The sequence below is a fragment of the Acinetobacter sp. WCHAc010052 genome, assembly GCF_002165295.2.
In the GTDB taxonomy this organism is placed as follows: domain Bacteria; phylum Pseudomonadota; class Gammaproteobacteria; order Pseudomonadales; family Moraxellaceae; genus Acinetobacter; species Acinetobacter chinensis.
Genome location: NZ_CP032143.1, coordinates 3,146,995 through 3,170,963, shown reverse-complemented (window position 1 = coordinate 3,170,963; position 23,969 = coordinate 3,146,995). Strand labels below are relative to the sequence as shown.

General features: G+C 44.0%; 25 protein-coding genes. 15 read left to right on the top strand and 10 right to left on the bottom strand.

The features are described 5' to 3' along the window. Positions 1 to 15 precede the first annotated feature (15 nt). Positions 16 to 2,238, bottom strand: coding sequence for a primosomal protein N' (locus CDG61_RS15510; protein ID WP_087550442.1), 2,223 nt, complete (start codon positions 2,236 to 2,238; stop codon positions 16 to 18). 150 nt (positions 2,239 to 2,388) lie between these two features. On the opposite strand from CDG61_RS15510, the gene gspF reads away from it, so the two are divergent. The 3 genes from gspF to CDG61_RS15495 all read left to right on the top strand — a co-directional run bounded on the left by gspF (position 2,389) and on the right by CDG61_RS15495 (position 4,974). Beyond that, complete coding sequence (gene gspF / locus CDG61_RS15505) at positions 2,389 to 3,594, top strand: type II secretion system inner membrane protein GspF (RefSeq protein WP_087512663.1); 1,206 nt, start codon at positions 2,389 to 2,391, stop codon at positions 3,592 to 3,594. A gap of 49 nt (positions 3,595 to 3,643) precedes the next feature. After that, complete coding sequence (gspG, locus tag CDG61_RS15500; RefSeq protein WP_087512664.1) at positions 3,644 to 4,081, top strand: type II secretion system major pseudopilin GspG; 438 nt, start codon at positions 3,644 to 3,646, stop codon at positions 4,079 to 4,081. Between the two features lie 557 nt (positions 4,082 to 4,638). Beyond that, positions 4,639 to 4,974 carry a hypothetical protein gene (locus CDG61_RS15495; protein ID WP_087550443.1) on the top strand — a complete coding sequence of 112 codons (336 nt, stop codon included), beginning with the start codon at positions 4,639 to 4,641 and terminating at the stop codon, positions 4,972 to 4,974. A 43-nt stretch (positions 4,975 to 5,017) separates the two neighbouring features. Here CDG61_RS15495 and CDG61_RS15490 read toward each other — a convergent pair whose 3' ends face one another. The 3 genes from CDG61_RS15490 to CDG61_RS15480 all read right to left on the bottom strand — a co-directional run bounded on the left by CDG61_RS15490 (position 5,018) and on the right by CDG61_RS15480 (position 8,037). Then, the gene (locus CDG61_RS15490) at positions 5,018 to 5,452 is read right to left on the bottom strand and encodes a GFA family protein (RefSeq protein ID WP_087550444.1); all 435 of its coding nucleotides are present in this window, start codon (positions 5,450 to 5,452) and stop codon (positions 5,018 to 5,020) included. Between the two features lie 192 nt (positions 5,453 to 5,644). Continuing rightward, the gene (gene lnt, locus CDG61_RS15485; RefSeq protein ID WP_087550445.1) at positions 5,645 to 7,201 is read right to left on the bottom strand and encodes an apolipoprotein N-acyltransferase; all 1,557 of its coding nucleotides are present in this window, start codon (positions 7,199 to 7,201) and stop codon (positions 5,645 to 5,647) included. After that, positions 7,198 to 8,037, bottom strand: a complete 840-nt coding sequence (locus tag CDG61_RS15480) for an HlyC/CorC family transporter (RefSeq protein WP_087512669.1) — start codon at positions 8,035 to 8,037, stop codon at positions 7,198 to 7,200. Before CDG61_RS15480 ends, lnt begins: the two co-directional genes overlap by 4 nt. Before the next feature lie 186 nt (positions 8,038 to 8,223). Between CDG61_RS15480 and tusA the strand changes: the two genes are divergently transcribed. Further along, positions 8,224 to 8,481, top strand: coding sequence for a sulfurtransferase TusA (gene tusA / locus CDG61_RS15475; RefSeq protein WP_087512670.1), 258 nt, complete (start codon positions 8,224 to 8,226; stop codon positions 8,479 to 8,481). A gap of 111 nt (positions 8,482 to 8,592) precedes the next feature. Here tusA and CDG61_RS15470 read toward each other — a convergent pair whose 3' ends face one another. Then, positions 8,593 to 10,305 carry an electron transfer flavoprotein-ubiquinone oxidoreductase gene (locus CDG61_RS15470; protein ID WP_087512671.1) on the bottom strand — a complete coding sequence of 571 codons (1,713 nt, stop codon included), beginning with the start codon at positions 10,303 to 10,305 and terminating at the stop codon, positions 8,593 to 8,595. A 189-nt stretch (positions 10,306 to 10,494) separates the two neighbouring features. On the opposite strand from CDG61_RS15470, the gene CDG61_RS15465 reads away from it, so the two are divergent. The 5 genes from CDG61_RS15465 (at position 10,495) to CDG61_RS15445 (ending at position 14,928) form a co-directional block, all read left to right on the top strand. Further along, entirely contained in the window at positions 10,495 to 11,106 is a 612-nt protein-coding gene (locus tag CDG61_RS15465) for a DUF1285 domain-containing protein (RefSeq protein ID WP_087550446.1), read from the top strand. Between the two features lie 47 nt (positions 11,107 to 11,153). Next, the gene (murI, locus tag CDG61_RS15460; RefSeq protein ID WP_087512673.1) at positions 11,154 to 12,026 is read left to right on the top strand and encodes a glutamate racemase; all 873 of its coding nucleotides are present in this window, start codon (positions 11,154 to 11,156) and stop codon (positions 12,024 to 12,026) included. A 131-nt stretch (positions 12,027 to 12,157) separates the two neighbouring features. Beyond that, positions 12,158 to 13,186 carry a DUF4062 domain-containing protein gene (locus CDG61_RS15455; RefSeq protein WP_087550447.1) on the top strand — a complete coding sequence of 343 codons (1,029 nt, stop codon included), beginning with the start codon at positions 12,158 to 12,160 and terminating at the stop codon, positions 13,184 to 13,186. Between the two features lie 64 nt (positions 13,187 to 13,250). Beyond that, complete coding sequence (gene hemH / locus CDG61_RS15450) at positions 13,251 to 14,264, top strand: ferrochelatase (RefSeq protein WP_087550448.1); 1,014 nt, start codon at positions 13,251 to 13,253, stop codon at positions 14,262 to 14,264. Between the two features lie 19 nt (positions 14,265 to 14,283). Beyond that, positions 14,284 to 14,928: an MBL fold metallo-hydrolase gene (locus tag CDG61_RS15445; RefSeq protein ID WP_087550449.1), complete on the top strand. Its 645-nt coding sequence runs from the start codon at positions 14,284 to 14,286 to the stop codon at positions 14,926 to 14,928. 79 nt (positions 14,929 to 15,007) lie between these two features. On the opposite strand, the gene CDG61_RS15440 is transcribed toward CDG61_RS15445, so the two are convergent. After that, complete coding sequence (locus CDG61_RS15440; RefSeq protein WP_087512677.1) at positions 15,008 to 15,193, bottom strand: DNA gyrase inhibitor YacG; 186 nt, start codon at positions 15,191 to 15,193, stop codon at positions 15,008 to 15,010. Between the two features lie 73 nt (positions 15,194 to 15,266). Here CDG61_RS15440 and CDG61_RS15435 point away from each other — a divergent pair, with 73 nt between their 5' ends. From CDG61_RS15435 to CDG61_RS15425, 3 genes are all read left to right on the top strand, one after another. Then, positions 15,267 to 15,917: an SAM-dependent methyltransferase gene (locus tag CDG61_RS15435; RefSeq protein ID WP_171405653.1), complete on the top strand. Its 651-nt coding sequence runs from the start codon at positions 15,267 to 15,269 to the stop codon at positions 15,915 to 15,917. After that, complete coding sequence (locus CDG61_RS15430) at positions 15,907 to 17,130, top strand: TIGR03862 family flavoprotein (protein ID WP_087550636.1); 1,224 nt, start codon at positions 15,907 to 15,909, stop codon at positions 17,128 to 17,130. The genes CDG61_RS15435 and CDG61_RS15430 overlap by 11 nt, the downstream gene beginning before the upstream one ends. Positions 17,131 to 17,193: 63 nt before the next feature. Further along, positions 17,194 to 17,604: a GFA family protein gene (locus CDG61_RS15425; protein ID WP_087550451.1), complete on the top strand. Its 411-nt coding sequence runs from the start codon at positions 17,194 to 17,196 to the stop codon at positions 17,602 to 17,604. A 75-nt stretch (positions 17,605 to 17,679) separates the two neighbouring features. On the opposite strand, the gene CDG61_RS15420 is transcribed toward CDG61_RS15425, so the two are convergent. Together CDG61_RS15420 and CDG61_RS15415 are read right to left on the bottom strand one after the other, a co-directional pair. Next, a complete protein-coding gene (locus CDG61_RS15420; protein WP_087550452.1) occupies positions 17,680 to 18,234 on the bottom strand; it encodes a hypothetical protein in 555 nt (184 codons plus the stop codon). A gap of 19 nt (positions 18,235 to 18,253) precedes the next feature. Continuing rightward, on the bottom strand, positions 18,254 to 19,030 hold the full coding sequence (locus CDG61_RS15415) for a class I SAM-dependent methyltransferase (RefSeq protein WP_265936247.1): 777 nt from the start codon (positions 19,028 to 19,030) through the stop codon (positions 18,254 to 18,256). A gap of 123 nt (positions 19,031 to 19,153) precedes the next feature. On the opposite strand from CDG61_RS15415, the gene CDG61_RS15410 reads away from it, so the two are divergent. Further along, positions 19,154 to 20,416 (top strand): hypothetical protein, encoded by a 1,263-nt coding sequence (locus CDG61_RS15410; protein ID WP_087550454.1) that lies wholly within the window; start codon positions 19,154 to 19,156, stop codon positions 20,414 to 20,416. Positions 20,417 to 20,474: 58 nt separating this feature from the next. Here CDG61_RS15410 and CDG61_RS15405 read toward each other — a convergent pair whose 3' ends face one another. Together CDG61_RS15405 and CDG61_RS15400 are read right to left on the bottom strand one after the other, a co-directional pair. After that, a complete protein-coding gene (locus tag CDG61_RS15405; RefSeq protein WP_087550455.1) occupies positions 20,475 to 20,990 on the bottom strand; it encodes a hypothetical protein in 516 nt (171 codons plus the stop codon). A gap of 58 nt (positions 20,991 to 21,048) precedes the next feature. Continuing rightward, the gene (locus CDG61_RS15400; RefSeq protein ID WP_087550456.1) at positions 21,049 to 22,152 is read right to left on the bottom strand and encodes a fatty acid desaturase; all 1,104 of its coding nucleotides are present in this window, start codon (positions 22,150 to 22,152) and stop codon (positions 21,049 to 21,051) included. 83 nt (positions 22,153 to 22,235) lie between these two features. Here CDG61_RS15400 and CDG61_RS15395 point away from each other — a divergent pair, with 83 nt between their 5' ends. Further along, on the top strand, positions 22,236 to 22,934 hold the full coding sequence (locus tag CDG61_RS15395; RefSeq protein ID WP_087550457.1) for a TetR/AcrR family transcriptional regulator: 699 nt from the start codon (positions 22,236 to 22,238) through the stop codon (positions 22,932 to 22,934). A gap of 65 nt (positions 22,935 to 22,999) precedes the next feature. Continuing rightward, the gene (locus CDG61_RS15390; protein ID WP_087550458.1) at positions 23,000 to 23,953 is read left to right on the top strand and encodes a 2-hydroxyacid dehydrogenase; all 954 of its coding nucleotides are present in this window, start codon (positions 23,000 to 23,002) and stop codon (positions 23,951 to 23,953) included. Positions 23,954 to 23,969 lie beyond the last annotated feature (16 nt).

Genomic DNA, 23,969 nt, shown 5'->3' with positions numbered 1-23,969 from the left:
TCTGTATTTGCTGACTCAGCTGAGTTCCTGAGGGTCAATATCCAGTGTCAGTTTCATCGTGGAGGGTTTCTGATGCAGCATGTTCTGCCACCAGCTGCGCATATGATAATGCAGTCGTGCCCGATCCTGCGATAACAGTACCATATGTGCCTGCCAGCGTCCTGCTTTGCGTTCCATTGGTGCAGGAATGGGTCCCCAGATATCTGCATTCAGGTCACTGCGCTGACGTAACAGCCCTGCATGTTCCTGTAAAAAATCCTGATTCTGCTGCTGACTGGATGATTCACAGCGGATCAGGGCTGCATAGCGATAGGGTGGCAGTAAAGCATTTTTACGTTCGGTCAGTGTCTGCTGTGCAAAAGCCCGATAGTTTTCATTGACCAGAGTCAGCAGTAAAGGATGATCAGGTCTGAGCGTCTGTAAATAAACATCTCCTTTGTGTTCACCGCGTCCTGCACGTCCTGAAACCTGAACAATCAATTGAGCTGTGCGTTCAGGCGCACGAAAATCAACACTCAGCAGTCCGGCATCTATATCCAGTACGGCAACCAGGGTCACATAAGGGAAATGATGCCCTTTGGCAAGCATCTGTGTTCCGAGCAAAATGACGGGTTCACTTTTATGAATTTTGTCATAAATTTTTTGCCAGCTGCCAACACGACTGGTCGAATCCCGATCGACCCGAATCACCTCATGATCAGGGAATAAGCTGTTCAGGCTTTCCTCTACTTTGGCTGTGCCCATTCCAATGGATTTCAGCTCAGTGTGCTGACAGGCAGGGCAGTGCTCAGGTAAACGGTGTATGGTACCGCAGTGATGGCAGTGCAGATGTGAATACGGCTGATAGTGAACCGTAAAATTGGCATCACAGTGTGGACATCGGGCTTGCCAGGCACAGCTTTCACAGATCAGCACAGGAGCGTAGCCACGACGGTTCAGAAACACCAGTACCTGCTCTTTTTTATCCAGCCGTTTTTTCATTTCAGCCAGCAGAATTTTACTGATGCCATGCTCTTTCTGTGCAATTTTTAAATCAAGAATATGAATTTTAGGCATCTGAGCAGAACCTGCCCGCTGATTCAGCTCCAGCACAGTCATTTTACCCTGATCCACAAGGGCATAGCTGTCTATACTTGGTGTGGCACTACCCAGAATCACAGGACAGTTCTGAAGATGTGCTCTATACAGAGCGACATCACGGGCATGGTAGCGGAAACCTTCCTGCTGCTTGAAGGAAAGATCATGTTCTTCATCCAGCACAATCAGTCCCAATCGAGGCAGCGGGGTAAAAATGGCTGAACGTGTACCCAGGATAATCGAGGCTTTACCTGTCTGAGCTGCCTGCCATGCCTGAAGACGTCGGGAATCATTCAGACCCGAATGCAGCATGGCAATATCACAATGAAAACGCGACTGAAAACGGCTGATGGTCTGAGGTGTCAGACCAATTTCAGGTACCAGTACCAGCACCTGTTTACCCTGTTTCAGTACTTCCTGCATCACCTGAAGATACACTTCAGTTTTACCGCTGCCTGTTAAACCATCGAGCAGAAATGCCTGATATTTTTTTTGTGCTTTCAGAATGCTCTGAACTGCTTTTTTCTGATCTTCGTTGGCAGTCAGCGGCATCTGAGCCAGGCTGACAGCCTGAGGACTGAAATTCTGTGCTTCCAGCACACATTCACAGATGCCTTTTTTTTCCAGAGCTTTGAGTGTGGCGGTTTCAACGCCTGCCAGATTCAGAATATTTTCTGCTGTTCCAGACGGGTGCAGTTTAAGAATCTTATAGGCTTCCTGCTGTCTTTCAGAGCGTTTCAGACGGGCATCTGCATGTTCATCCAGCAGTTTCCACATCCTGGCGAGCAGGTTATAGGGTTTACCCTGGCGCAGCAGCGCAGGTAATGCAGTGTGCATGACCTCACCGATAGGGAACTGATAGTACTGTGCCGACCATGTCAGTAAATTTAAGGTCTGAGTATCCAGCAGTGGTTCATCATCCAGCAGTTCAGTAATGTATTTCAGTTTAAACTCTGAACTGAGTGGAGCATCGGGCGCAATTTTTTCAGTCACAATCCCCGTCAGATTCTGTCTTCCAAATGACACAAGCACCCGGGCACCTGGCTGGGCTTTCTGATAGTCCTGTTCACTGAGCATATAGTCAAAACTGTCATACAGGTAAACTGGTACAGCAACCCGAATGCGAAAAACTGGAGCAGAGGCGGAAGTTAGGTCTGGCATAAAATGGTCAAGTCGTCCTGATTAAATTTCGTCGTGCAGTCACTGGAGTTATGTTAGAGTGAACGAAAAGTTTATATCCAAGAATATGAATGATTTTGGTGGTCAGACGCAACAGCGCTGAAGAAAATAGTGGACAATTAGAGCATTACAATGCCTGCATATCAATTTACTGCCATTGATGCTTCAGGAAAGCAGCAAAAAGGAGTGCTGGAAGGTGATTCAGCACGTCAGATCCGTCAGCAGTTGCGTGACAGGGCACTGATACCGGTTGCTGTTGAACCTGTAGAGCAGAAAGACAGGCAGACAGGAAGCAAATGGTTTCAGAAAAAAATCACAGCTTACGATCTTGCTCTGCTGACCCGTCAGCTTTCAGTACTGGTGGCTGCATCCATTCCGCTTGAAGAAGCCATTCGGGCTGTCGGAAAACAGACTGAAAAACCACATGTTCAGAATTTACTGATGTCTGTCCGTTCAAAAGTCCTGGAAGGACATTCACTGGCCAGTGCACTGCAACAGGCTGGACGTTTCCCAGAGCTTTATACGGCAACAATCGCAGCAGGAGAACGTTCAGGGCATCTGGATCTGATCCTGGATCAGCTTTCTGACTATACCGAAAACCGTTTTGCCATGCAGAAAAAAGTACAGGGTGCGATGATCTATCCTGTCATTCTGATGCTGATGTCTTTTGCCATTGTGATGGGACTGATGACCTATGTCGTACCGGACATTGTCAAAACATTTGATCAGAGCAAAGATGCCTTACCCTGGATTACGGTAGCTTTAATGAAAGCCAGTGACTTCATTCGGGTTGCCTGGCCTTTTCTGCTGGTGGGCAGTGTGGTGGGAATGTTCCTGCTGATCCGCTTTCTGAACACCACAGCAGGACATTATGCCTTTGATCGTTTAACACTCAGACTGCCATTATTTGGTAAATTATCCCGTGGTATAAATGCAGCCAGATTTGCCAGTACACTGTCCATTCTGACCCGATCAGGTGTTCCACTGGTGGATGCACTGAAAATTGGTGCTGCGGTCAGCAGTAACTGGGTCATACGCGATTCAGTCAATGCAGCAGCAGAAAAAGTGACAGAAGGTGGCAACCTTGCAACTCAGCTGGAGCGAAGTGGTTATTTCCCACCAATGATGGTACAAATGATCAAAAGTGGAGAGGCTTCCGGTGAGTTGGACCGCATGCTCGAGCGGGCATCCGGTATGCAGGACAGAGAAGTGACAGCATTTATTTCCACCCTGCTTGCTTTGCTTGAGCCACTGATGCTGGTGTTCATGGCAAGTATTGTGCTGGTGATTGTGATTGCAGTCATGCTGCCGATTGTAAATATGAATAATATGATTTAACTGTCCCATAAACTTTGAAAAGAACATGATTTTGATGAGAGAAAATTCAATGCAACGGAAAATGTATCAGACCAGACAGACCGGTTTCACACTGATTGAAGTCATGGTGGTTATTGTTATTCTGGGGGTGCTTGCTGCGCTGATCGTTCCTAATGTCATGGGACGTGGTGAAAAAGCCAAAGTGGATACGACAGTGATTACCCTTAAAGGGGTTGCTGGTGCGCTTGATCAGTACAAACTCGATAACAGTAAATACCCATCCATGCAGGATGGCGGTCTCGATGCCCTGGTGAATCAGCCTGCATCTGCAAAAAACTGGATGCCTGGCGGTTATGTCAAAGGTGGATATCCAAAAGACAGCTGGGATAACGATCTTCAGTATGTTGTTCCTGGACAGGAAGGACGTGCATTTGACCTGTATTCTTTTGGCGCTGACGGTAAAGAAGGCGGCGAAGGAAATGATGCTGATATTTATTATCAGCCTTGATTGAAAACAGAGTTCCTGTAAAAGTCAAAAAATAATCATGAATGGTATTCAAATTTAATGCTGAAAAGTTCCTTCTCTTGCGCCATATAGGGCTCAGGGAGAAGATCAGGCAGAGGGGCTTCTGTCATCAAAGCCTCTCCCTTTTGCGAAACTGTTTATCATCCTGAAAGGAGTGGGCATATTCGTGACTGAACTGATTTTATGGTTCATCGACTTTCGCAGGAGATTTAATATCATTCTGGTTTTATCCGTCCATACTCATGTTTTATAGAAAAATAATCCAGATAAAATAAAACAGCTGATGGAATATATCACTTCACAGAATTGGTTTTACCCATGAAAAGTGAAGTGATAATAAATCTCAGTATTTAAAACAATGCTAAGATTATGAAAATTATAAATATATTTATTTATTGATACTTGAGAGATATAATAAGAATTATTCCCATATGTAATACTTACAATTCATTTAAAATATGGAGAGAAATAAGCTTTTTATTTTGTTCAAACTTTGCATAATGTAAATAACAGCAACTGATTTGATATAGGGGAGCAGGATGAAAACATTAATTTTTTCAGATGAAGTCAATCTGTTCCATTGGACTGTATTGAAATCGGTATTGCTGATTTTAAGCTTATTGCCTGTCAGCCAGTTTTTTATGAACATCTGGCAAGGCGCAGATGCAAACAGTCAGATCATGATTGGTTTTCTTGCCATCAGTATGTTCAGTGCATTGTCCATTATCAGTTTTTACAGTGCCTTGAATGCAACCGTGATGCAGCTCAAATCGGAATATGCATCCCTGATGGAGCAGTATGCGGTAAAGGTTTACCGTTATATCCCAATGCTGTTCCTTTCCTCGATACTGTCTTACCTCGCCATACAGCTTTAAAACAGTTCAGTGAAAACCGGGTCTTTCCCGGTTTTTTTGTGTTTTATTCAGCATCAAACAGTAAGCTGAGTTCAGTCCATGAGGGAAGTTCCATATAATCCGTTGTCGTGCTGGCAAAGCCAGAAACTTCCCAGTCAGCTTTTGAAGACAGACAAAAATTCACTCTTTGTTCGGGGGCTGTTACAGACTCAAGCAGTTCCAGTGGAATCCACATATAAACGCTGCTTCCAATCTGATTGGGAACAGGTGAGCCACACTGGGTACAGAAGCAGGAACAGAATCCGGATGCTTTTCTGTAGGTCTGAATCAGTGATATCCCCTGTAACCATTCAAAATACTGTTGATTAATCATGGTTGCATGATTGGCATGCGTGCCGGACTGTTTTCTGCATAAGCTGCAATGGCACTGATAAACTGTTTTAATGTTCTGGTGCAGTTGAAATTTTATTTCGCCGCATAAGCATTGCCCGTTCAGCATGATCTGATATCCATATATGTGCAGGTTCGTATTTTCAGCTTTTGATCTGAGTGATCAGATTTCAGTGATTGAAAAATAGCATGATGAGCAAGGAAAATGGAACAGGTATGGGCAATGACTGAAATGGTCTGGCAGGGCACATGGAAGGCGCTGAAAAAATATCCCCTCATTGAAATGAAGGGATACTGTCGGTTATCTGCGGGATTTGAAGCTGACATCCACTTTCCGTGGACGATAAAGCCATCCTAAAATCAGCAGCAATAAAGAGAAGCCGAGTACAGGCCAGTCACTTAAGCGTGTATACAGCGTTTCACCTTGCATGGCTGGCAGGTTGCCTCGTAATACCGCAGGCTGATCCATAGGTGCCTGCTTCACGATATGCCCCTGATAGTCAATGATCGCTGTAACGCCCGTGTTGGTTGCACGGATAAACCATCTGCCGTTTTCTTTGGCACGCATCTGAACCATTTGCAGGTGCTGCTGTGGTCCGGCAGTTCCTGTAAACCAGGCATCGTTGGATACTGTCACCAGGAAGTCACTTTGAGCGGCATTACGGCGTGTCAGATTGGGATAGGCAACTTCATAGCAGATCGCTGAACCCAGACGGTGATGACGGATTGAAAGCGGTTTCTGATCTTTTTCACCACGGGAGAAACCACTCATGGAAGGATCATTCTGCAATGCGGGCAGTACCCAGCTCAGTAATCCTGAAAGGGGAATATATTCACCAAAGGGTACCAGACGCTGCTTTTTATACAGACCTTCAGACTCAAAGCCAGTTGCCATCAAGGTATTGTAATACATTGGGTAGCCTTCAGCCTGCGACTGTTTTAAATCCCAGTAGGGAATACCGGTGACCCATGCTGAACCTGTTTTATCAGCCTGAACTTTCATGGCTTCAAGGAAAGGTTCAATATCGCTCTGAAACATCGGAATGGATGATTCAGGCCAGACAATCAGATCACGTCCCCATTCAGTACGGGTCAGATTTGCATAGATTTCCAGTGTCTTGATCTGATATTCAGTCAGCCATTTTAAGTCCTGAGGAATATTTCCCTGAATCAGCGAGACTTCCAGTGGGCGTTCATTTTTAGCTTCCACGAATGAAAGCTGAGATGCACCCCATGCACCCAGTAATAAAAGGGCAGACGGGACAGCCCAGAACAGGCGTCGGTTTAATATTTCGACAACAGCACAGGCAAGTACAATGACAACAAAAGATATGCCAAAAATACCAAACAGAGGGGCATAACCATCAATGAAGCGTTCGGTGAATGCATAGCCTGCAAACAGCCATGGGAAACCTGTGAACACCCAGGTTTTGGACCATTCAAACAACACCCACAGCGGTGCAAAGGTTAATGGTGTCTCAGGGAAAAACCGGCGGTAAAGCCAGGTCTGAACGGCGGTAAACAGCCCCATGAGTAGTGCCATAATGGCAATCATGAGTACGCTGAGCACTGCATTGGTGTCGCCATAGACATGGATGGAGGTGTACAGCCAGAATGCTCCGACAAACCACAGTCCTATGCCATAAGACCATCCGATGAAAAATGCCTGTTTAGCCGAACGCTTGCGTAACGAAGCGTACAGTAGTGCAGGTGAAAGAATGGCAAGCCACCACCAATGGTATGGGGCAAGTGCGAAACTGAAAATTGCCCCTGAGAACAGTGAAATCAGTAAGGGAAAAATGACAGGTAACTGCTTCTGTTCTTTAGTATTCAGCAGTTTGTCGAAGTAAGTCCTCATTTACGTACAGCTCGAATCAGATGAATAGTGCGCGCATCTGCTTCAAGTATGGTGAACTCCCAGTTATCCAGTGCAATCACCTGTCCCTGTAAGTCGCTGACCAGACCAATATCCTGAAGCAGAAGTCCGCCCATAGTTTCAACTTCATCTTCTGGAAAGTCTGCATCAAGTACATTGTTAAAGTGTTCGATTGGTGTAAGTGCCTGAACAATCCATGTATTTAATGTGGCTGGATCCTGGTCTGGAACGATATATTCAGCTTCTTCATCCACATTGTCATGCTCATCTTCGATTTCACCGACAATCTCTTCAAGAATATCTTCAAGTGTGACCAGTCCTGAGGTTGTACCGTACTCATCAATCACAACAGCAATATGGGTCTGCGTGTTTTTCAGCATGCGCAGAACCTGATCGGAACGGGCACTTTCAGGGACAAACAAAGGCTGGCGCATCAGAGCGCGGATATCGACATGGGCTGTTTTTTCAGTCAGAAACGGCAACAGATCTTTTGCCAGCAGAATACCGACGACATTGTCCGGCTGATCAGCGGAAAATACGGGGAAACGGGAGTGAGCTGACTCAATCAGTACATGCAGAATATCGAGTAACTGATCATCTTCCTGTAAACTGATCATAGCGGTACGTGGAGTCATGACTTCACGTATTTTTGTTGCCGGAAGGTCAAGAACACCCTCAAGCATGGCAACGGTATCCGGTTCTAAAAAACGACGTGAATCCTGTACTAATTTTAGCAGTTCATCGCGGGTTTCGGGTGCTGTTCCCAGCCATTTACGTAAGCCACGCATACCCCACGACGTGCCTGATTCCTCGTGCATGATCTTTCCTGAAGACTCTTAATATCAAAAATGTAAATTTATCATACCGAAGAAAATACAGATGTCTATCTATTAAATGGTGATATTGGATGAAACGGTCGGTCATCTGAGACGGTTTATCTCACTGATTTCTGGCGGACTTTAAAATATGCTAAAATGGCTGGAATTTTTCCAGGGAAATCCACGATGTCCGAATCCAGCATGACTCCATCCATTCAGTTGAACACCCGTGGTCTGCGTTGTCCTGAACCTGTGATGATGCTGCATCAGGCAATCCGTAAGTCAAAATCAGGTGATGTCGTTGAAGTCTTTGCAACAGACAACTCCACCTCCTGGGATATTCCAAAATTCTGTATGCATCTTGGACATGAGCTGTTATTACAGGAAGAAAAACTGGATGAAGCTGGCAACAAAGAGTTTCATTATCTAGTGAAGAAAGGCTGAGTTTAAAGGTCAGTTTCTGTATCTGCTTTCAGATGATATTCATCTGTGAAAAGATTTAAGTATTTAATAAAAAAATCCCCTGAATATTCAGGGGATTTTTTATGTCTTAAGTTACATGTTTGGATAGTTTGGACCACCACCACCCTCAGGTGTTACCCAGGTGATGTTCTGTGATGGGTCTTTAATATCACAGGTTTTACAGTGAACACAGTTTGCTGCGTTAATCTGGAAGCGTTTTGAACCGTCATCATTTTCCATGATTTCGTAAACACCGGCAGGGCAGTAACGCTGAGCAGGCTCATCCCATTTTGGTAAGTTTACATTTACAGGAATGCTTGCATCAGTCAGTTTCAGGTGAGCAGGCTGATTTTCTTCATGTACAGTATTGGATACAAATACAGAAGATAAACGGTCAAATGTGATTTTACCGTCTGGTTTTGGATAGTTTGGCTTGAATGTAGATGCATCCACTGCTTTTAATGCGCTGAAGTCAGGCATCAGATCATGTAATGTGAATGGTACTTTAAAGATATTCTGATCAATAAAGTTAAATGCACCACCCAACCATAAACCGAATTTATGCATTGCTGGACCGAAGTTACGTGAACGGTGTAACTCTTCTTTCAACCAGCTGTTGTTGAACTTGTCGGTATAAGCCGTCAGTTCTTTAGCAAAGAAGTCTTCACCTTCAGTCACGCGGGCAACAGCCAGATCACCGCCTTTTTCAACACCGGCAGCAATCGCTTCAAATACTGCTTCACCACACAGCATGCCTGACTTCATTGCAGTATGGGAGCCTTTGATTTTTGCAAAGTTTAAGAAACCTGCATCATCACCCACCAGACAGCCACCTGGGAAAGTCAGTTTAGGTAAAGCGTTGATACCACCTTTGGTGATTGCACGTGCACCATAGGAAATACGCTTACCACCCTCAAGATACTGCTTGATCAGTGGATGTGTTTTCCAGCGCTGCATTTCTGCAAATGGGTACATATTTGGATTTTCGTAAGATAAATCTACGATCAGACCTAAAGTCACCTGATTGTTTTCAGCGTGGTATAACCACCAGCCACCTGAAGAACCTGTTTCAGACAACGGCCAGCCTGAACCATGCATCACAAGACCTGGCTTGTGTTTAGCAGGATCAATTTCCCACAGTTCTTTAATACCGATACCGTAATGTTGCGGATCAGCATCTTTGTCTAAGTTAAATTTAGCAAGCAGACGTTTACCTAAGTGACCACGACAGCCTTCTGCAAAAATTGTGTATTTTGCATGCAGTTCATAGCCAGGGGTAAAGTTGTGAGTCGGTTCGCCATCTTTACCGATTCCCATATCACCGGTCTGGATGCCTTTTACAGAACCATCAGCATGATACAGAATTTCAGAAGCAGCAAAGCCCGGGAAGATTGAAACTTCAAGTTCCTCAGCTTTTGTTCCTAACCAGCGGACAACGTTACCCAATGAAATAACATAGTTGCCATCGTTGTGCATGGTTTTAGGAACCATCCAGTGCGGTGCTTCCTGAGCTTTTTCAGGAGACATTAAGAAGAATGTCTTGTCTTCTGTCACAGGTACATTTAATGGCGCACCTTCTTCTTTCCAGTTCGGAAAAAGTTCATTCATGGCACGTGGCTCAAGTACAGCACCAGAAAGGATATGCGCACCGACTTCGGAACCTTTCTCTACCACACAGACAGAGAGATCAGGTAAATTGTTTTCAATCGCAAGTTGACGGATCTTGATTGCAGCTGACAGACCAGCAGGGCCTGCGCCGACGATAACTACGTCAAACTCCATCGATTCACGTTCGATGTGTTCCATGTAGGACTCCTCATATGACTTAAAGGTGGCAACCGCTGACTCAGAATTACGGTGCTGCCATGAGTGTTCTGGATTCCAGACACAAATTTTACTGTTGTGCCTTTTATATTGTGGGCTAGTATAGTTTTAAACGCTGATCCAGCCAATTGGCTGAATCATATTATTTTTCCGTCAGTAAGGTATTCCACCATGGTCAGTCAGAATAACTCCGAAAATCCGACGAAAAAAAAATCATATGGAAATGATAGGAATTTAATGGACATTGCACAATACTTAAAAGATGCACAGTCCGGTCACAAAAGGTCAATACCCCCACTGGAGCTATGGCATCCAAAGCATTGTGGCAAAATGAATCTGGCGATAAAAGCCAATGGAGAATGGTGGCACGAAGGTCAACTGATCCGGCGGCAGGCAATGATTGATCTGTTTTCCAGCGTTCTCTGGAAAGAAGACAATAAATTTTATCTGAAAACACCTGTCGAGCAGATTGAAATAGAAGTTGAGGATGAACCACTGCTGATCAATCAGGTGGATCAGGTGGAAATTGGAGGTCAGCTGTTTTTGCAGTTACAGACCACCAGTCAGGATCTGGTGATTGTCGATGCTGAGCATCCTGTGTTTATGCGTGAATTTGCAGGGCAGCTGCGCCCTTATGTGCATGTGCGTCTGGGACTGAATGCCCTGATTCAGCGGCATGTGTTTTTTCATCTGGTGGAAATGGGTCATCTGGTTGAAAATGCACAGGGTGAAACTGTTTTAAGCTTACAGAGCGGTGATTTTCACTTGCAATTAAGCACCTGAGGTTTAATCTTAAAAGATCTGTTTTAAGAACTGCCAGAAGAGACCTCATGACCGCCATTCTGCCTGCCAGCCCATTGACTGATCCAATGCCTGAAGCCCGACCGGAAGCACCGATTGGGATATTTGACTCAGGAATTGGTGGGCTGTCTGTTGCGCAGGAACTTGCAAACTATCTGCCGGATGAACAGTTTGTTTATTTTGCCGATACAGCGCATGTGCCGTATGGTCCAAGATCGGATCAGGAAATCAGGGAACTGACAGCCAGGGCAATTGAGTGGCTGTACCGAAAAGGCTGTAAAGTGGCTGTAGTTGCCTGTAATACGGCTTCGGCTTTCAGTCTGGATTATCTGCGTGAGCATTATGGTGAAAAATTTCCCATTATTGGATTGGTGCCTGCGCTGAAACCTGCTGTGCTTCAGACAAAAACGGGTACTGTTGCTGTCCTTGCAACACCGGCAACCTTTCGTGGCAAGCTGATCAAGGATGTCATGCTACGTTTTGCTCAGCCTGCAAATGTTAAGGTGATTCCCGTCACCAGTCTGGATCTTGTGCCTTTTGTTGAGAGTGGTGCGCAGATGAGTCCTGTCTGTCTGCAGGTGCTGAAAGATATTTTACAGCCTGTCGTGGATCAGAATGCCGATTATCTGGTGCTTGGATGTACGCATTATCCGTTTTTAAAGCCCGCCATTCATCATATTTTTGGTCATAAACTGACATTAATTGACTCTGGGGTTGCCGTTGCGCGTCAAACAGCCCGCATTTTAATAAAAAATGAGTTATTATTTGAACAAAGCAGAAAGGACAGTCTGAGACTGCAGTGTTTTGTCAGTGGCAATAATGCAGATCAGTTAAAACCCGTACTGGAGCACATGATTCAGGGAAATATCTCCTGGAGTATTGCAAATATTGCGGTTGTGTGACTTCATGGGTTAAAACAGTCCTGAGAACTGAATTTATTTATTTTTTGATTTTTATCATTGGGGTGGGGCACTGTAGCCGCGACGGGATTCTGCATTCGTTGCAGTGCTCAAAGATATAATGAGGATAACCAATGCTCGATAAGCGTTATCAGGTTTTTATTTCTACATCAGGCAGTGAAATGCAGCCTGAGCGTATGATTCTTGCCCAGACTTTAGTAGGTATGGGCTTTTTTTCATGGGGACTTGAACAGCGTACACCACTCAGCACGGCTTTTGCCCGCAGACAGGTGGACGACTGTGATTATGTTATAATTCTTCTGGGCAGTCAGTATGGGGAACAGTCTGTCTCAGGTGTCGGTTATATGCATCTTGAATATATTTATGCGGTGACCAAGCAGAAGCCCATGATTGTATTCATGCATGAAGATCCACTGTCACGGGATATTTCTTTACAGGATTCGAAGCCTGAACTCAGAGAAAAATTTCAGGAATTCCGAAAGCTTTTACAGCAGGAAGTGGATCAGGTTTTTACCTACCGAAGCATGCGTGATCTGGAAATGGCAGTACGTTTTAATATGCCACAGATGCTTGAGCGTTATCCTGTACAGGGTTGGGTGCGTCCGCAGAATACTCAGGCGCTGCATGATGAGATTGACAGCCTGAAAGCAAAACTTGAACAGCTGGAAACGGAAGCAGGTAAGCGTGAAGTGGATCCATTTCTGAGCCTGCCTAAAGTCGCCATGCACGAAGATTTCAGTTTTGAATACAGAATGCATGCCTATCAGGATGGTAATTTTAAAGAACTGAAAATCCAGAAAAAGATGACCTGGGCACAGTTGCTGGGCATACTGGGTGCGACATTTATTCATCCGACACCTGAAGAATATTTCTCCAAAAGGATGAATGAATATCTGAATGATACCGGACTGAATGATGCACGCAGAGAAATGCCAAGAGCACATGCTGTTGCCCGCTCTCAGATCAATATCAGGGCTTTGCACAGTATTAAAATGCAGATGCGGCAGAATGAATGGATTATTCAGTCTGGGCGTGATGAGCGCCAGAGAATGCTGTGGCAACTGACTCCAAAAGGACAGAAACTGCTGGAAAGCAATCTGCTGGATGCTGATCGGGTTCTACAATTGAAGTCAACGTATTAACTTGTTTAGCGGAAGTGCAGAAAACTGTTAAAGTAAGGACACTGAACAGATCTGAGAGGACTGAATGTTTTCTGCATCCAAACCGAAAGTAACCGTTGTTCTTGCCAACCTGGGAACGCCAGATACACCTGAGGTTCCTGCGGTAAGAAAATTTCTGAAACAGTTTCTTTCCGATCATCGGGTGATTGAAATCCCTGTCCCGCTCTGGCAGATTATTTTAAGACTGTTCATTCTTCCATTCAGACCCCGCAGAGTGGCGCATGCGTATGCATCCATCTGGTCTGATGACTCACCTATGCGTGAAATTATTTATGCACAGACCGATGCTGTGAGACAGAATCTGACGGTTGCATTTCCTGAATTTGAACTGAATGTCGTTCCAGCCATGACGTATGGAAATCCTGGTATTCAGGATGTGCTTGAACAGCTTGCACAGCATCCTCAGGATCACATTGTTTTACTGCCTTTATTTCCACAGTATTCTGCAACGTCAACGGCACCTTTGTATGATGCCTTTGCACGATGGACGCTGAAACAGCGGAATCTGCCAGGTTTAACCCTGATCCGTGATTATTTTCAGCATCCGCTTTATATTGAGTCTCTGGCTCAGAGTGTCAGGGAGTACTGGGCTACGCATGGGCAGGCGGAAAAACTGCTGATGTCCTTTCATGGTATTCCTCAGCCTTATGCAGATAAAGGCGATCCTTATGCAGACCGTTGCAGAGTCACAGCACAGAAACTGGCAGAAGCACTGAATTTGCAGGACAATGAATGGGCAATCAGTTTTCAGTCCAGATTTGGCAAGCAGGAATGGGTCAAACCTTATACAGATCAGCTGCTGGCAGAATGGGCTGAACAGGGCGTTCAATCGGTTCAGATTATGAGTCCGGCATTTTCCGCAGACTGCCTTGAAACTCTTGAGGAGCTTGCGATTCAGAATAAAGAACTGTTTCTGAATGCAGGGGGTAAGCAGTATGACTATATTCCTGCATTGAATGCTCGTGAAGATCATCTGCAATTGCTCAATTCATTACTTCAGGCTAATCTTGAAGCCTTAAAGCACACATTAGCCAATTAAAACCCTGAGGTTTAGCCAGATGCTGCAAGTGAAAATTGTGCCTGTTACGGCATTTCAGCAAAACTGTTCCATAGTCTGGGATGCAGAAACAAAAGAGGCAGTCCTGATTGATGCGGGTGGGGAGCCTGAAAAACTTAAAGCTGAGGTGGAAGCGCTGGGACTGACCGTTAAAGCGCTGTGGCTGACGCATGGACATCTGGATCATGCAGGCGCGGTAGGTGCTTTGACGAAGGCATGGAATGTACCTGTGATTGGTCCGCATAAAGAAGATCAGTTCTGGCTGGACATGATTCAGGAAGTATCAGCACGTTATGGTTTTCCTGTACCAGAACCTGTTCATGTGACACAGTGGCTTGAGGGTGGTGAGGTGCTGAAACTGGGCAGTGAAACGTTTGAAGTCCGTTTTGCGCCAGGACATACGCCAGGTCATGTCATGTTCTATAATAAAAACTATGGTCTGCTCTGGACCGGAGATGTACTGTTTAAAGGTTCAATCGGACGCACAGATTTCCCTCGAGGGAACCATCAGCAGCTGATTGATTCCATTCACAGAGAATGTTTCAGTCTGCCAGATGAAACGCAGTTTATTTCTGGACATGGAGCGCTGAGTACCATTGGCTTTGAAAAGCTGCATAATCCCTTTGTTGCAGGTAAAGCGGGATAAATCAGTCAGCTGTGTTAAAAAAAATCTGCTTATGTGCAGATTTTTTATTGCCGGAATGTTTGCAGATGCACTACGGCTGTCAGAAAAATTCCCGCTCATCACCGCCATCTGCCTGAGGAGCATCCTGTGTGGGCATTTTATATTCTTCATTTGCCCATGCACCCAGGTCAATCATTTTGCAGCGCTCAGAACAGAAAGGTCTGAATTCATTGTTTTCCCATTGGGACAGTTCGCCACAACGTGGACAAGGGAAAGTGTGAGACATGCTGAAATCCTTAAATTGAACAGCAAATCCATTCAGGAATTGCTAAACTTGTGCCGATTTTAACAAGTTTGATCTGATTATGCCGATTCGTCAATTTCAAGCCCAGCGTATGCAGGCTCCACGTAATTTTCAGCCTGTAGAAAATGCGCCAGTCTGTGTGGAAATTGGAGCAGGTAAAGGAAAACATGCCTTGCTTTTTTCGGGTCAGCATCCTGAACTGAAACTGATAGCCGTGGAGCGAACCCGCGAAAAATTTGTGGCAATGCAGAAACAGCATGGGCTTGAAGGGCAGCAGAATCTGACACCTGTACATGCAGATGCATTGCCATGGGTGGTACATGCTTTATATCCGGCTCAGGTGCAGCAGCTGTTTATTCTGTATCCAAATCCTGAACCGCATAATCCGGCACAGCGCTGGTTAAATATGCCTTTTTTTGAATTTTTATTATCCCGTTTACAGGCAAATGGCACGGTGACACTGGCCAGTAATATTCCTGAATATATTGAGGAAGCAGAGCAGCAGCTGAAAGCAGTCTGGAAACTGCCTTATGAAAAACAGATCATTGCCAGTGACTCAGCACGGACGCATTTTGAGATTAAATATCTGGAGCGTGGCGAGTTGTGCCAGCAGCTGGTCATCTGCAAACCTGAAAGTTACAGCACCCGTTTTGACAGCTTTCAGCCTTTAAACGGGCAGAATGCAGAGCCAGCAGATGACCAGTAAAAAGGTTGCCATTATTGGGGCAGGTCCAGCAGGGTTAATGGCTGCTGAAGTACTGAGTCAGTCTGGTGAAGCTGTTGAGATTCACATTTTTGAACAGAAGCCTTCAGCTGCCCGTAAATTTTTAATGGCTGGAAAAACAGGACTGAATATCTCTCATGCTGAAAATATTGAGCAGTTTATACAGCGCTATGACTGTCCTGAATGGCTGGCGCCGTGGGTCAGACGCTGGGATGCTGACTGGATACAGCAGTGGATGGCAGGATTGGGCATAGCGTCCTATACAGGCACATCTGGTCGTATTTTTCCCAATGAAATGAAAGCAGCGCCGTTACTACGGGCATGGTTACAACGCCTGAATACCGCAGGTGTGCAGTTTCATTACCGTCATGCAGTCCGGGATTTAAAACAGCAGACTCTGACCATAGAAAATCTCAAAGATGGCGTGCAGACCTCACAGCGTTTTGATGCCATTATTCTGGCCTGTGGAGCAGTGTCCTGGTCACGCCTGGGCAGTGATGGTGCATGGCAGAAATGGCTGTCCGCAGATGAAACAGAAGATTTTCAGGCAAGCAATGCTGGGGTGTTACATGACTGGTCTGACTATATGCAGAGTGTCTTTGGTCAGCCTTTGAAGCGGGTGGATGTCTGGACTGATCCACAGCTGAAAACTCAGGGTGATGTGATTATCAGTCACTATGGCATGGAAAGCGGACTGATTTACAAACAGGGACGGGCACTGCGTAACATGCAGAAAAATGGACTCGACCTGCAGCTGTTTATGGATCTGTTGCCTGATCAGAGTGTGGCGCAGTTACAGCAAAAACTTCAGCCCTCAAAGAAACAGTCATTGAGTAATGTATGGCGCAAAGCAGGACTGGATACGGTAAAAGCCAGTCTGGTCCGTGAACTGGTGGATAAAAGTCTGTGGCATCAGCCTGACGTTATGGCAAAACAGATTAAAAATCTGCAGATTCCTTTACAGGGTTTCCGTCCTATTGAAGAAGCCATCAGCTGTGCAGGTGGCGTCCGCTCTGAAGCGCTGACAGAGCATCTGCAGTTAAAGTCGAGTCCATTTGTATTCTGCTGTGGTGAAATGCTGAACTGGGACGCACCGACAGGCGGATATCTACTGACAGCCTGTTTTGCAACTGGGCGGGCAGCGGGGCATGGCGTACAGCAGGCTTTGTTTATGAATCATCAGAATAGAGATTAAGTTTTTATTAAGTGTGAAGTGCTGTGCTAAATTGATTGCTACATAAATCACGGGAAGCGAAAGATGTCCGAAGAAAAAGTGTATGCAGGAAGCTGTCTGTGCGGTGGCTTGCGCTATGAAATTCATGGCGAAATTGGTGAGATGGTTCAGTGTCACTGTAAGCGTTGCCGTAAAGCAAATGGTACGGCTTATGCAACCAATGCCCCGATTAACAAAGTCGATTTTAAAATTGTGCAGGGCGAGCATTTACTGAAAAAATTTGAATCGACACCGACAACGACCCGCTGTTTCTGTGCAGAATGTGCTTCACCAATTATCAGTATCAAAGCTGAAACACCGGACACCTATAGACTTCGTTTGGGAACACTGGATACACCTCTTGAGCAGAAACCTGTGATGCATATTTTCACGGCATATAAAGCAGAGTGGGAAAGCATCTGTGATGACTTGCCTCAGTATGAAGAGCGTCCTTAAGTCTGGCTGTTTGATATTCACAGAATTAAAAAAAAGGATGCTGATGCATCCTTTTTTTAATAAAGTTTTTAGAGTTTATGACGGGTTCTGGGCAGTTTCAGGATATTTTGCACGCCAGGCTTCAAGCTGTTCCTGTGCCTGAATAAAGTCCCCCAGTCCTTTTACTTTCTCTTCGTCTTTTACTGTGGTGGTTTCAGCGTCATTTTTGTGCTGTTCCAGAATGCGGAACTGATTTTCCCAATAGTTTGCCATTAAGCCCTGAATATATCGTCCCTGTTCAGTTTTCAGCTCAAGCTCCTTGAGCATGCTCAGTGCGGAACGGACATTATCACGCTTGCGTTCATATGCAAATTCAGGTGTCAGCGTACCGGCATCCTTCATTTTCATGATCTCATCTTCCATTTCATCACTCATCTGGGTGAAACGATCATCATAGTCGCTGAGTTGGGCAATATCATGCTGATCATCGGCGGTCTGTGGAAATTCTTTCACAGGGCCGGAAGCCAGTTCCTGCATGACTTTATCTTCAGGTCGAATATCCTCTGTGGGTTCAGAATTTTTTTTACCGCAGGCACTCAGTGCGATCATGCTCCCCATAATAACAGCAAGAGATAAATGCTTGATGGTCATATATTCCAGTCCTTATTTTTCAATCAATCTTTGTAAAATTATAAGCATAAGTCACGTAAGGAAACGAAATTTCGTCCTGAGGTCTTTTACCACAGTGCTGAAACACAATGTCTTCAAACTGAGCTTTCAGCTGACTTTGTTGTTCCTGTGGCATGGCAGCAATAAAACTTGTGGACAGCAGACGTTTTGAAACCACCTGTTCCACCGTTCCTGTCTGGTGGTGTTCAAACTGATGAAGCGGTTCAGCATGGAACAGAGTCTGATCTGAAAATACATTTTGCCATAACCCACTGTGAAATCTTGGAGTGTCCTGCTCCATTGGCACAATCAGTTCGGCAAGTGCCTGAACCCAGTCAACACGGGTATCCCGCTGATTCCAGATCAGCCCCAGCTGACCTTTGGATTTCAGTATGCGGTGAATTTCAGTCAGTGTGTCCATATTGGCAAACCAGTGAAATGACTGAGCGCACACAACAGCATCAATCGTTCCGGATGCTAAGGGCAAATTATTGCTGAAAGCCTGTAAAGTGTTAACATCAGGGAAAGCCTGTTTCAGCTGTGTCAGCATTTCTGCAACAGGTTCCACCGCTGTGATCTGTGTTGTGATCTGTTGCAGAGAGCTTAAGAACTTGCCAGTACCGGCACCCAGGTCTACAACTGATGAATTTTCATTCAGATGAAGCTGGTCTTTCAGCCAGCTGACAATGTCCTGAGGATAGCCTGGACGCACCTGTTGATAGAGTTCTGCAGCAGAACTGAAGCCTTTTTGAGCAGCAGGGTGGAGTGATTGTGTCATATTTTGCGCTTTTTTATCTCCGGGGCATCTATAAAATAACTCATTCAGTTCTGATAAATAGACAGTGGTCTATTTGTTCAATCGAAAAGGAAAATTAAAGGGCCGCTTATAGTCGGTGTGGGTATGGAAAAACACATTATTTTTGAAGACGAACATATCAGAGCAATCTATTTACAGGGAAACTCTGACACCTTAGTCCTGTCCTTTGGTGATCTGATTACACGTGCTAAAGGGCTTTCGATTAACGCAGAAAAGTCTTTGATGAAATATGATTATGCTGTGGTGGGTATTATGCCCAAGCAGAAATCATGGTTTCCTGCATCCAGTATATCGGCACTGATGGAACATTTGAGCCCGATTCTGAGCCAGTTTAAAAATATCGTCGGATATGGTGGCTCCATGGGTGGATATGCTGCCATTAAGTATGCACGTGTCCTGAAAATGAACCGTGTGGTTGCGATGGTGCCACAGTATTCGATTAATCCTGCTGAAGTCGATGATAAACGCTATACCGATTTCTACGATGAAACGCTGAATGCAGACATGCGGATTCAGGCTCAGGACATTGTGAGTGATTGTGAATACATCATTGTTTATGACCCGTATTTTGAAAATGATAAAGAGCATTATTTAAAAATCAAACCTCTGATTCCTCAGCTACACACACTGCATCTGCCTTATACAGGGCATGATGCCATTGCTGTACTGGCAAACTCTGCTCTGTTGCATGACTTTATTGAACATCCTTACGATCAGACCTATTTTTATAAGCAGATCCGTGAGGTGAAGAAAAACAGCAAGTTTTATTACCGCAGTGTGATTGCCCATTTACTGGGGACACATAACGAAGCCCTCGGGAAAATTCTGAAAGGGACTGATATTCAGCTGGACAGTAACTTTTTTGATGCCAGTCTGAAACAGACCATCACCCGTATTTTATTGACCAATAAACGGGTGGATGAACAGGATTTACAAAAACTGGGCATTCAGGTCAATTTTGCTTTTGAAGACAGAATGCAGCTCAAAGACAGCTTTGGCAATATTCTGGTTTTCAATGTTATTACCCAGAAACTGGAAAGTTATGATCAGCAGGTCATTGATGTCAATGGAAAATATATTATTCCATTGCATGTGGAAAACAGTGGTCTGGCACAGGTGGAAATTAAAAAGCAGAACTATCTGATCTGTATGAATGACCGCCGTGTGACCAAATTATTTAAACAGGACGATGCTTTATCTTTGGATATGAATCCAATTGTGATTAAAAAGACCACAGACTTTTATGTGCTGAGTTATAAAAACTTTTATATGAGTTGTGATATTCAGGGACTGGTCAGTTTTGATGATGAAAGCCTGAATGAGTTCTGTCATTTTAAAATTGCTTAGATTGATTAACTACGATTCATTTGCCTGGATTTAAAATGTTTAAATCAATATTGCACAGTTAAGTACATTTCTTTAACTGTGCTTTAGGAAAGAGTGCTTTGTATTCATTGAAATCTTGACGCATTTCAACATCAGTCAATGGATAGATTGCACTTGAATAGGGATGGATTTTAGTGACAGCGTCTAAAGACCCTTCAAGATCTTTTTTATATTCATAACGTAATGTTTTTTCAGTCGCTTTGTATAAAGTTTGGGTGTTGAAATAGTAGTTATAGATTTTCTGTTCAAACGATAAAAAGAAATGTGCCTCGATTCGACAACCTTGTTCTATTTTGATGAGTTTGAAGGTATTACCTTCATGTGTCTGGTATTCTTCGAGATTGCTTAAGGATTGTAGTATTTTTTCAGCAGCACTAACAGTTGTTGAAATTGTGCAAAAGCAGAAGATTAGAATTGTTAATTGTCTGGATGTTTTTAATGTCATTATGGATATTGAGTCGTAATTTATTTTGCTTACTATAGATTGAATTGAGCCAATATCAAATAAAAAGAGGGCACATGCACGAGCCCTCATGAATCGGAAAGTTCCTTACATTTTTATTTATTGTTGTTATTTTTCATGATTTTCCTGATTAAAATCTACGGTTAGCACGTTTGAATGTACCGAAGTCATTAAAACGCACGCCATTTTCTTTCATTACTGGGTAGCAGTCCTGTGCAATCGCTTGGCGAATATAGAACGGATCACGTACCACAAAGTGATGAATCGCATGTGTACCTGCAAAGTTAAAACAGAATGCCTGTAAAGGTTTCATGCGCCAGTCTGTCCACACCTGGCATTGCTGAACGATATTGCCATCTTCAACATCACCGTAATAATGCATATTTGAGCTGGTGAAATGCAGACTCAGCGTTCTGAGAAAATTCGGTGCAGCGATACTCACGGCATAAAATTTGGTGCTTTTATCTGCCAGTTTCCACAGCTTATTTGTTGGCTGTTGCATATCGACTGCTTTCATCAAAAGCTTTGCGACAGACATCAGGATAAAGCCATGCCATAAGGCATAGTGAATATGTCCTAAAGGTGTATAGCCCGCTGAAACTTTAGCTCTTAATTTTACTTTTTCTAATTTGGTTAAATTCTTCTGCGCATTGATAAAACGCTGGGTGGTTTTCATCATGGTGATCGGGCGTAGATAAACCGCCAGCATATTATCACCCGTCATGAGCAGGCGTTTTAAGCCCCATTTGTCACCATTGTTAATACCACGTTCTTCAAGATCGCTTTTCGTGCCTGATGACTTGTGATGATGCAAATGAATATCACGACGAACCCATGGGCTGATGGTACTTGGACGGAACATATAGACCGCACCCATCATCAAATTATGCATATTCTTATTTTTACGGAAATACATCTGGTGGATTAAATCATGCTCAAGTTCATGCAGGATCGACATCCAGAATGCAGAAAGCGGAACTGCCACATACCATGGCATTTTCCCTCTGGAGTACTGTGTTATATTGAAAATAATTCCAGTGACTGCGGTTGCTAAAATACCGAGACCAATTTGATCCTGGTGTTGAACTAACCACGGATGACGCTCACGTAATTGATTACCCACGTCAATAATCCCTTTACGGATTCTTTGATTGCGTAATTCATCTTCTGGATCTGCAAAAAGTTTAATTTTGCTTTGTTTTGACATTTTTACATCGGAAAGGGGTAAATTCATTTCCGTTTTCCTCTATATTTTTTGTATGACTACAAGGAAGAAGTAAAACCAACATTTGTTGGATTTTTAAAGAGAATAGCTGAATGATCAAAATACCGTCAACATCTGTGTTGAAAAAAGTGACGAAAAAGGTGAACAAGCCTAAGCAGGAACGTTCACAAAAACGCATGGAAACGATGTTGGAAACCACTGAGAAGTTGCTGTTATCTATTGGAATTGAAAAAGTTTCTATTCCTGAGATTGCCAATGCTTCAGGTGTGCCTCGAACCAGTATTTATCAATTTTTTCCGACGAAATACGATATTTTCCGTCATATAGCACTGGCACATTTGAATGGTTTGGTTAAACAACTGGGGCAAGCTGCTGTACGTATTTTGACTGAAAACCCGAATGCCAGTATTGATGAGTATGGACGATTACTCACAGAAAGTATGATCCGAACAACTGCAAAGTTTTTTAATGAATCTGAAATTGCCAGTTTATTGATTCTGAGTGGACCTTTTACGCGACAAGCCTATCTGGAATATCAGATTGAATTGAAAAAGGTCAGTGAGGGAGTTCGTAAAGCTTTGGAAATGATTAAAGTGGATAATTATGTGCCACAACAACCCGATACATTAACCATTCTCATGGAGTTGATTTTCACCTGTATGAAACATGGCTACTACAATGAAAGTTATATTTCTGAAGCAATTATTCAGGAAGCCTATCGGATGGCAATTGCCTATTTAACCGCATTAAAAAATAAATCATTTAACTTTATTCCTGCAACAGCTCAGTAGCTTGTGATAAATAACTGGTATATTTAAAAACTATCGTTTTGTGCTTAGCCAAACAAGGAATGTAAATGAAAGCTGTATTTTTAGATTATGAATCTTTAGATAAAAATGATCTGGATTTCAGTTTACTGGAAGCAGAATTTGATGATCTTGAACGTTATCCTGCGACAATCTCAGATCAGGTGTTGGCACGGGTAAAAAATGCTGATGTGATTATCACCAATAAAGTCGTTGTCGATGCGTTGATGATTGAACAATGTCAAAATCTTAAGCTGATCCTGATCTCTGCGACGGGGACGAATAACGTTGATCTGGTCACTGCTAAATCAAAGGGCGTTGTGGTCTGTAATTGTCAAGGTTATGGCACGTCTGCGGTTGCACAACATACACTGACCTTGATGCTGACTTTAGCGACTTCACTTTTAAAATATGATCAAGCGGTAAAACAAGGGCAGTGGAACACATCACCGATTTTCTGTTTACTGGATTTCCCGATTATCGAACTGTCAGGGAAAACTTTGGGCATCATTGGTTATGGTGAATTGGGCAAAGCAGTTGCTAAGTTAGCAGAAGCTTTTGGTATGAATGTCCTGGTCGGTGCTTTGCCGAATCGTCCGCAAAGTGAATCACGCATCCCATTTAAGCAGTTATTGCCTCAGGTGGATTTTCTCAGTTTACATTGTCCATTGACTGATGAAACCCGTGATCTAATAGATCAGCAAGCTTTTGATTTGATGAAGCGATCAGCATTTCTGATCAATTGTGCAAGAGGTGGTATCGTCAATGAACAGGCACTGGCGCAGGCATTACTGAATGGCGAAATCGCAGGTGCAGCGACAGATGTTCTTTCAGTAGAACCACCAAAGGATGGCAATGTCCTATTGGCTGAAGATATTCCTAACTTAATTATCACACCACATAGTGCATGGGGCAGTGTTGATGCAAGACAGCGGATCGTTCAGCAGATGGTGCAGAATACTCAGGCTTTTAAACAGGGTCAGTCCCTGCGTCGGGTGAACTGATTATTCTGTTCAGCTG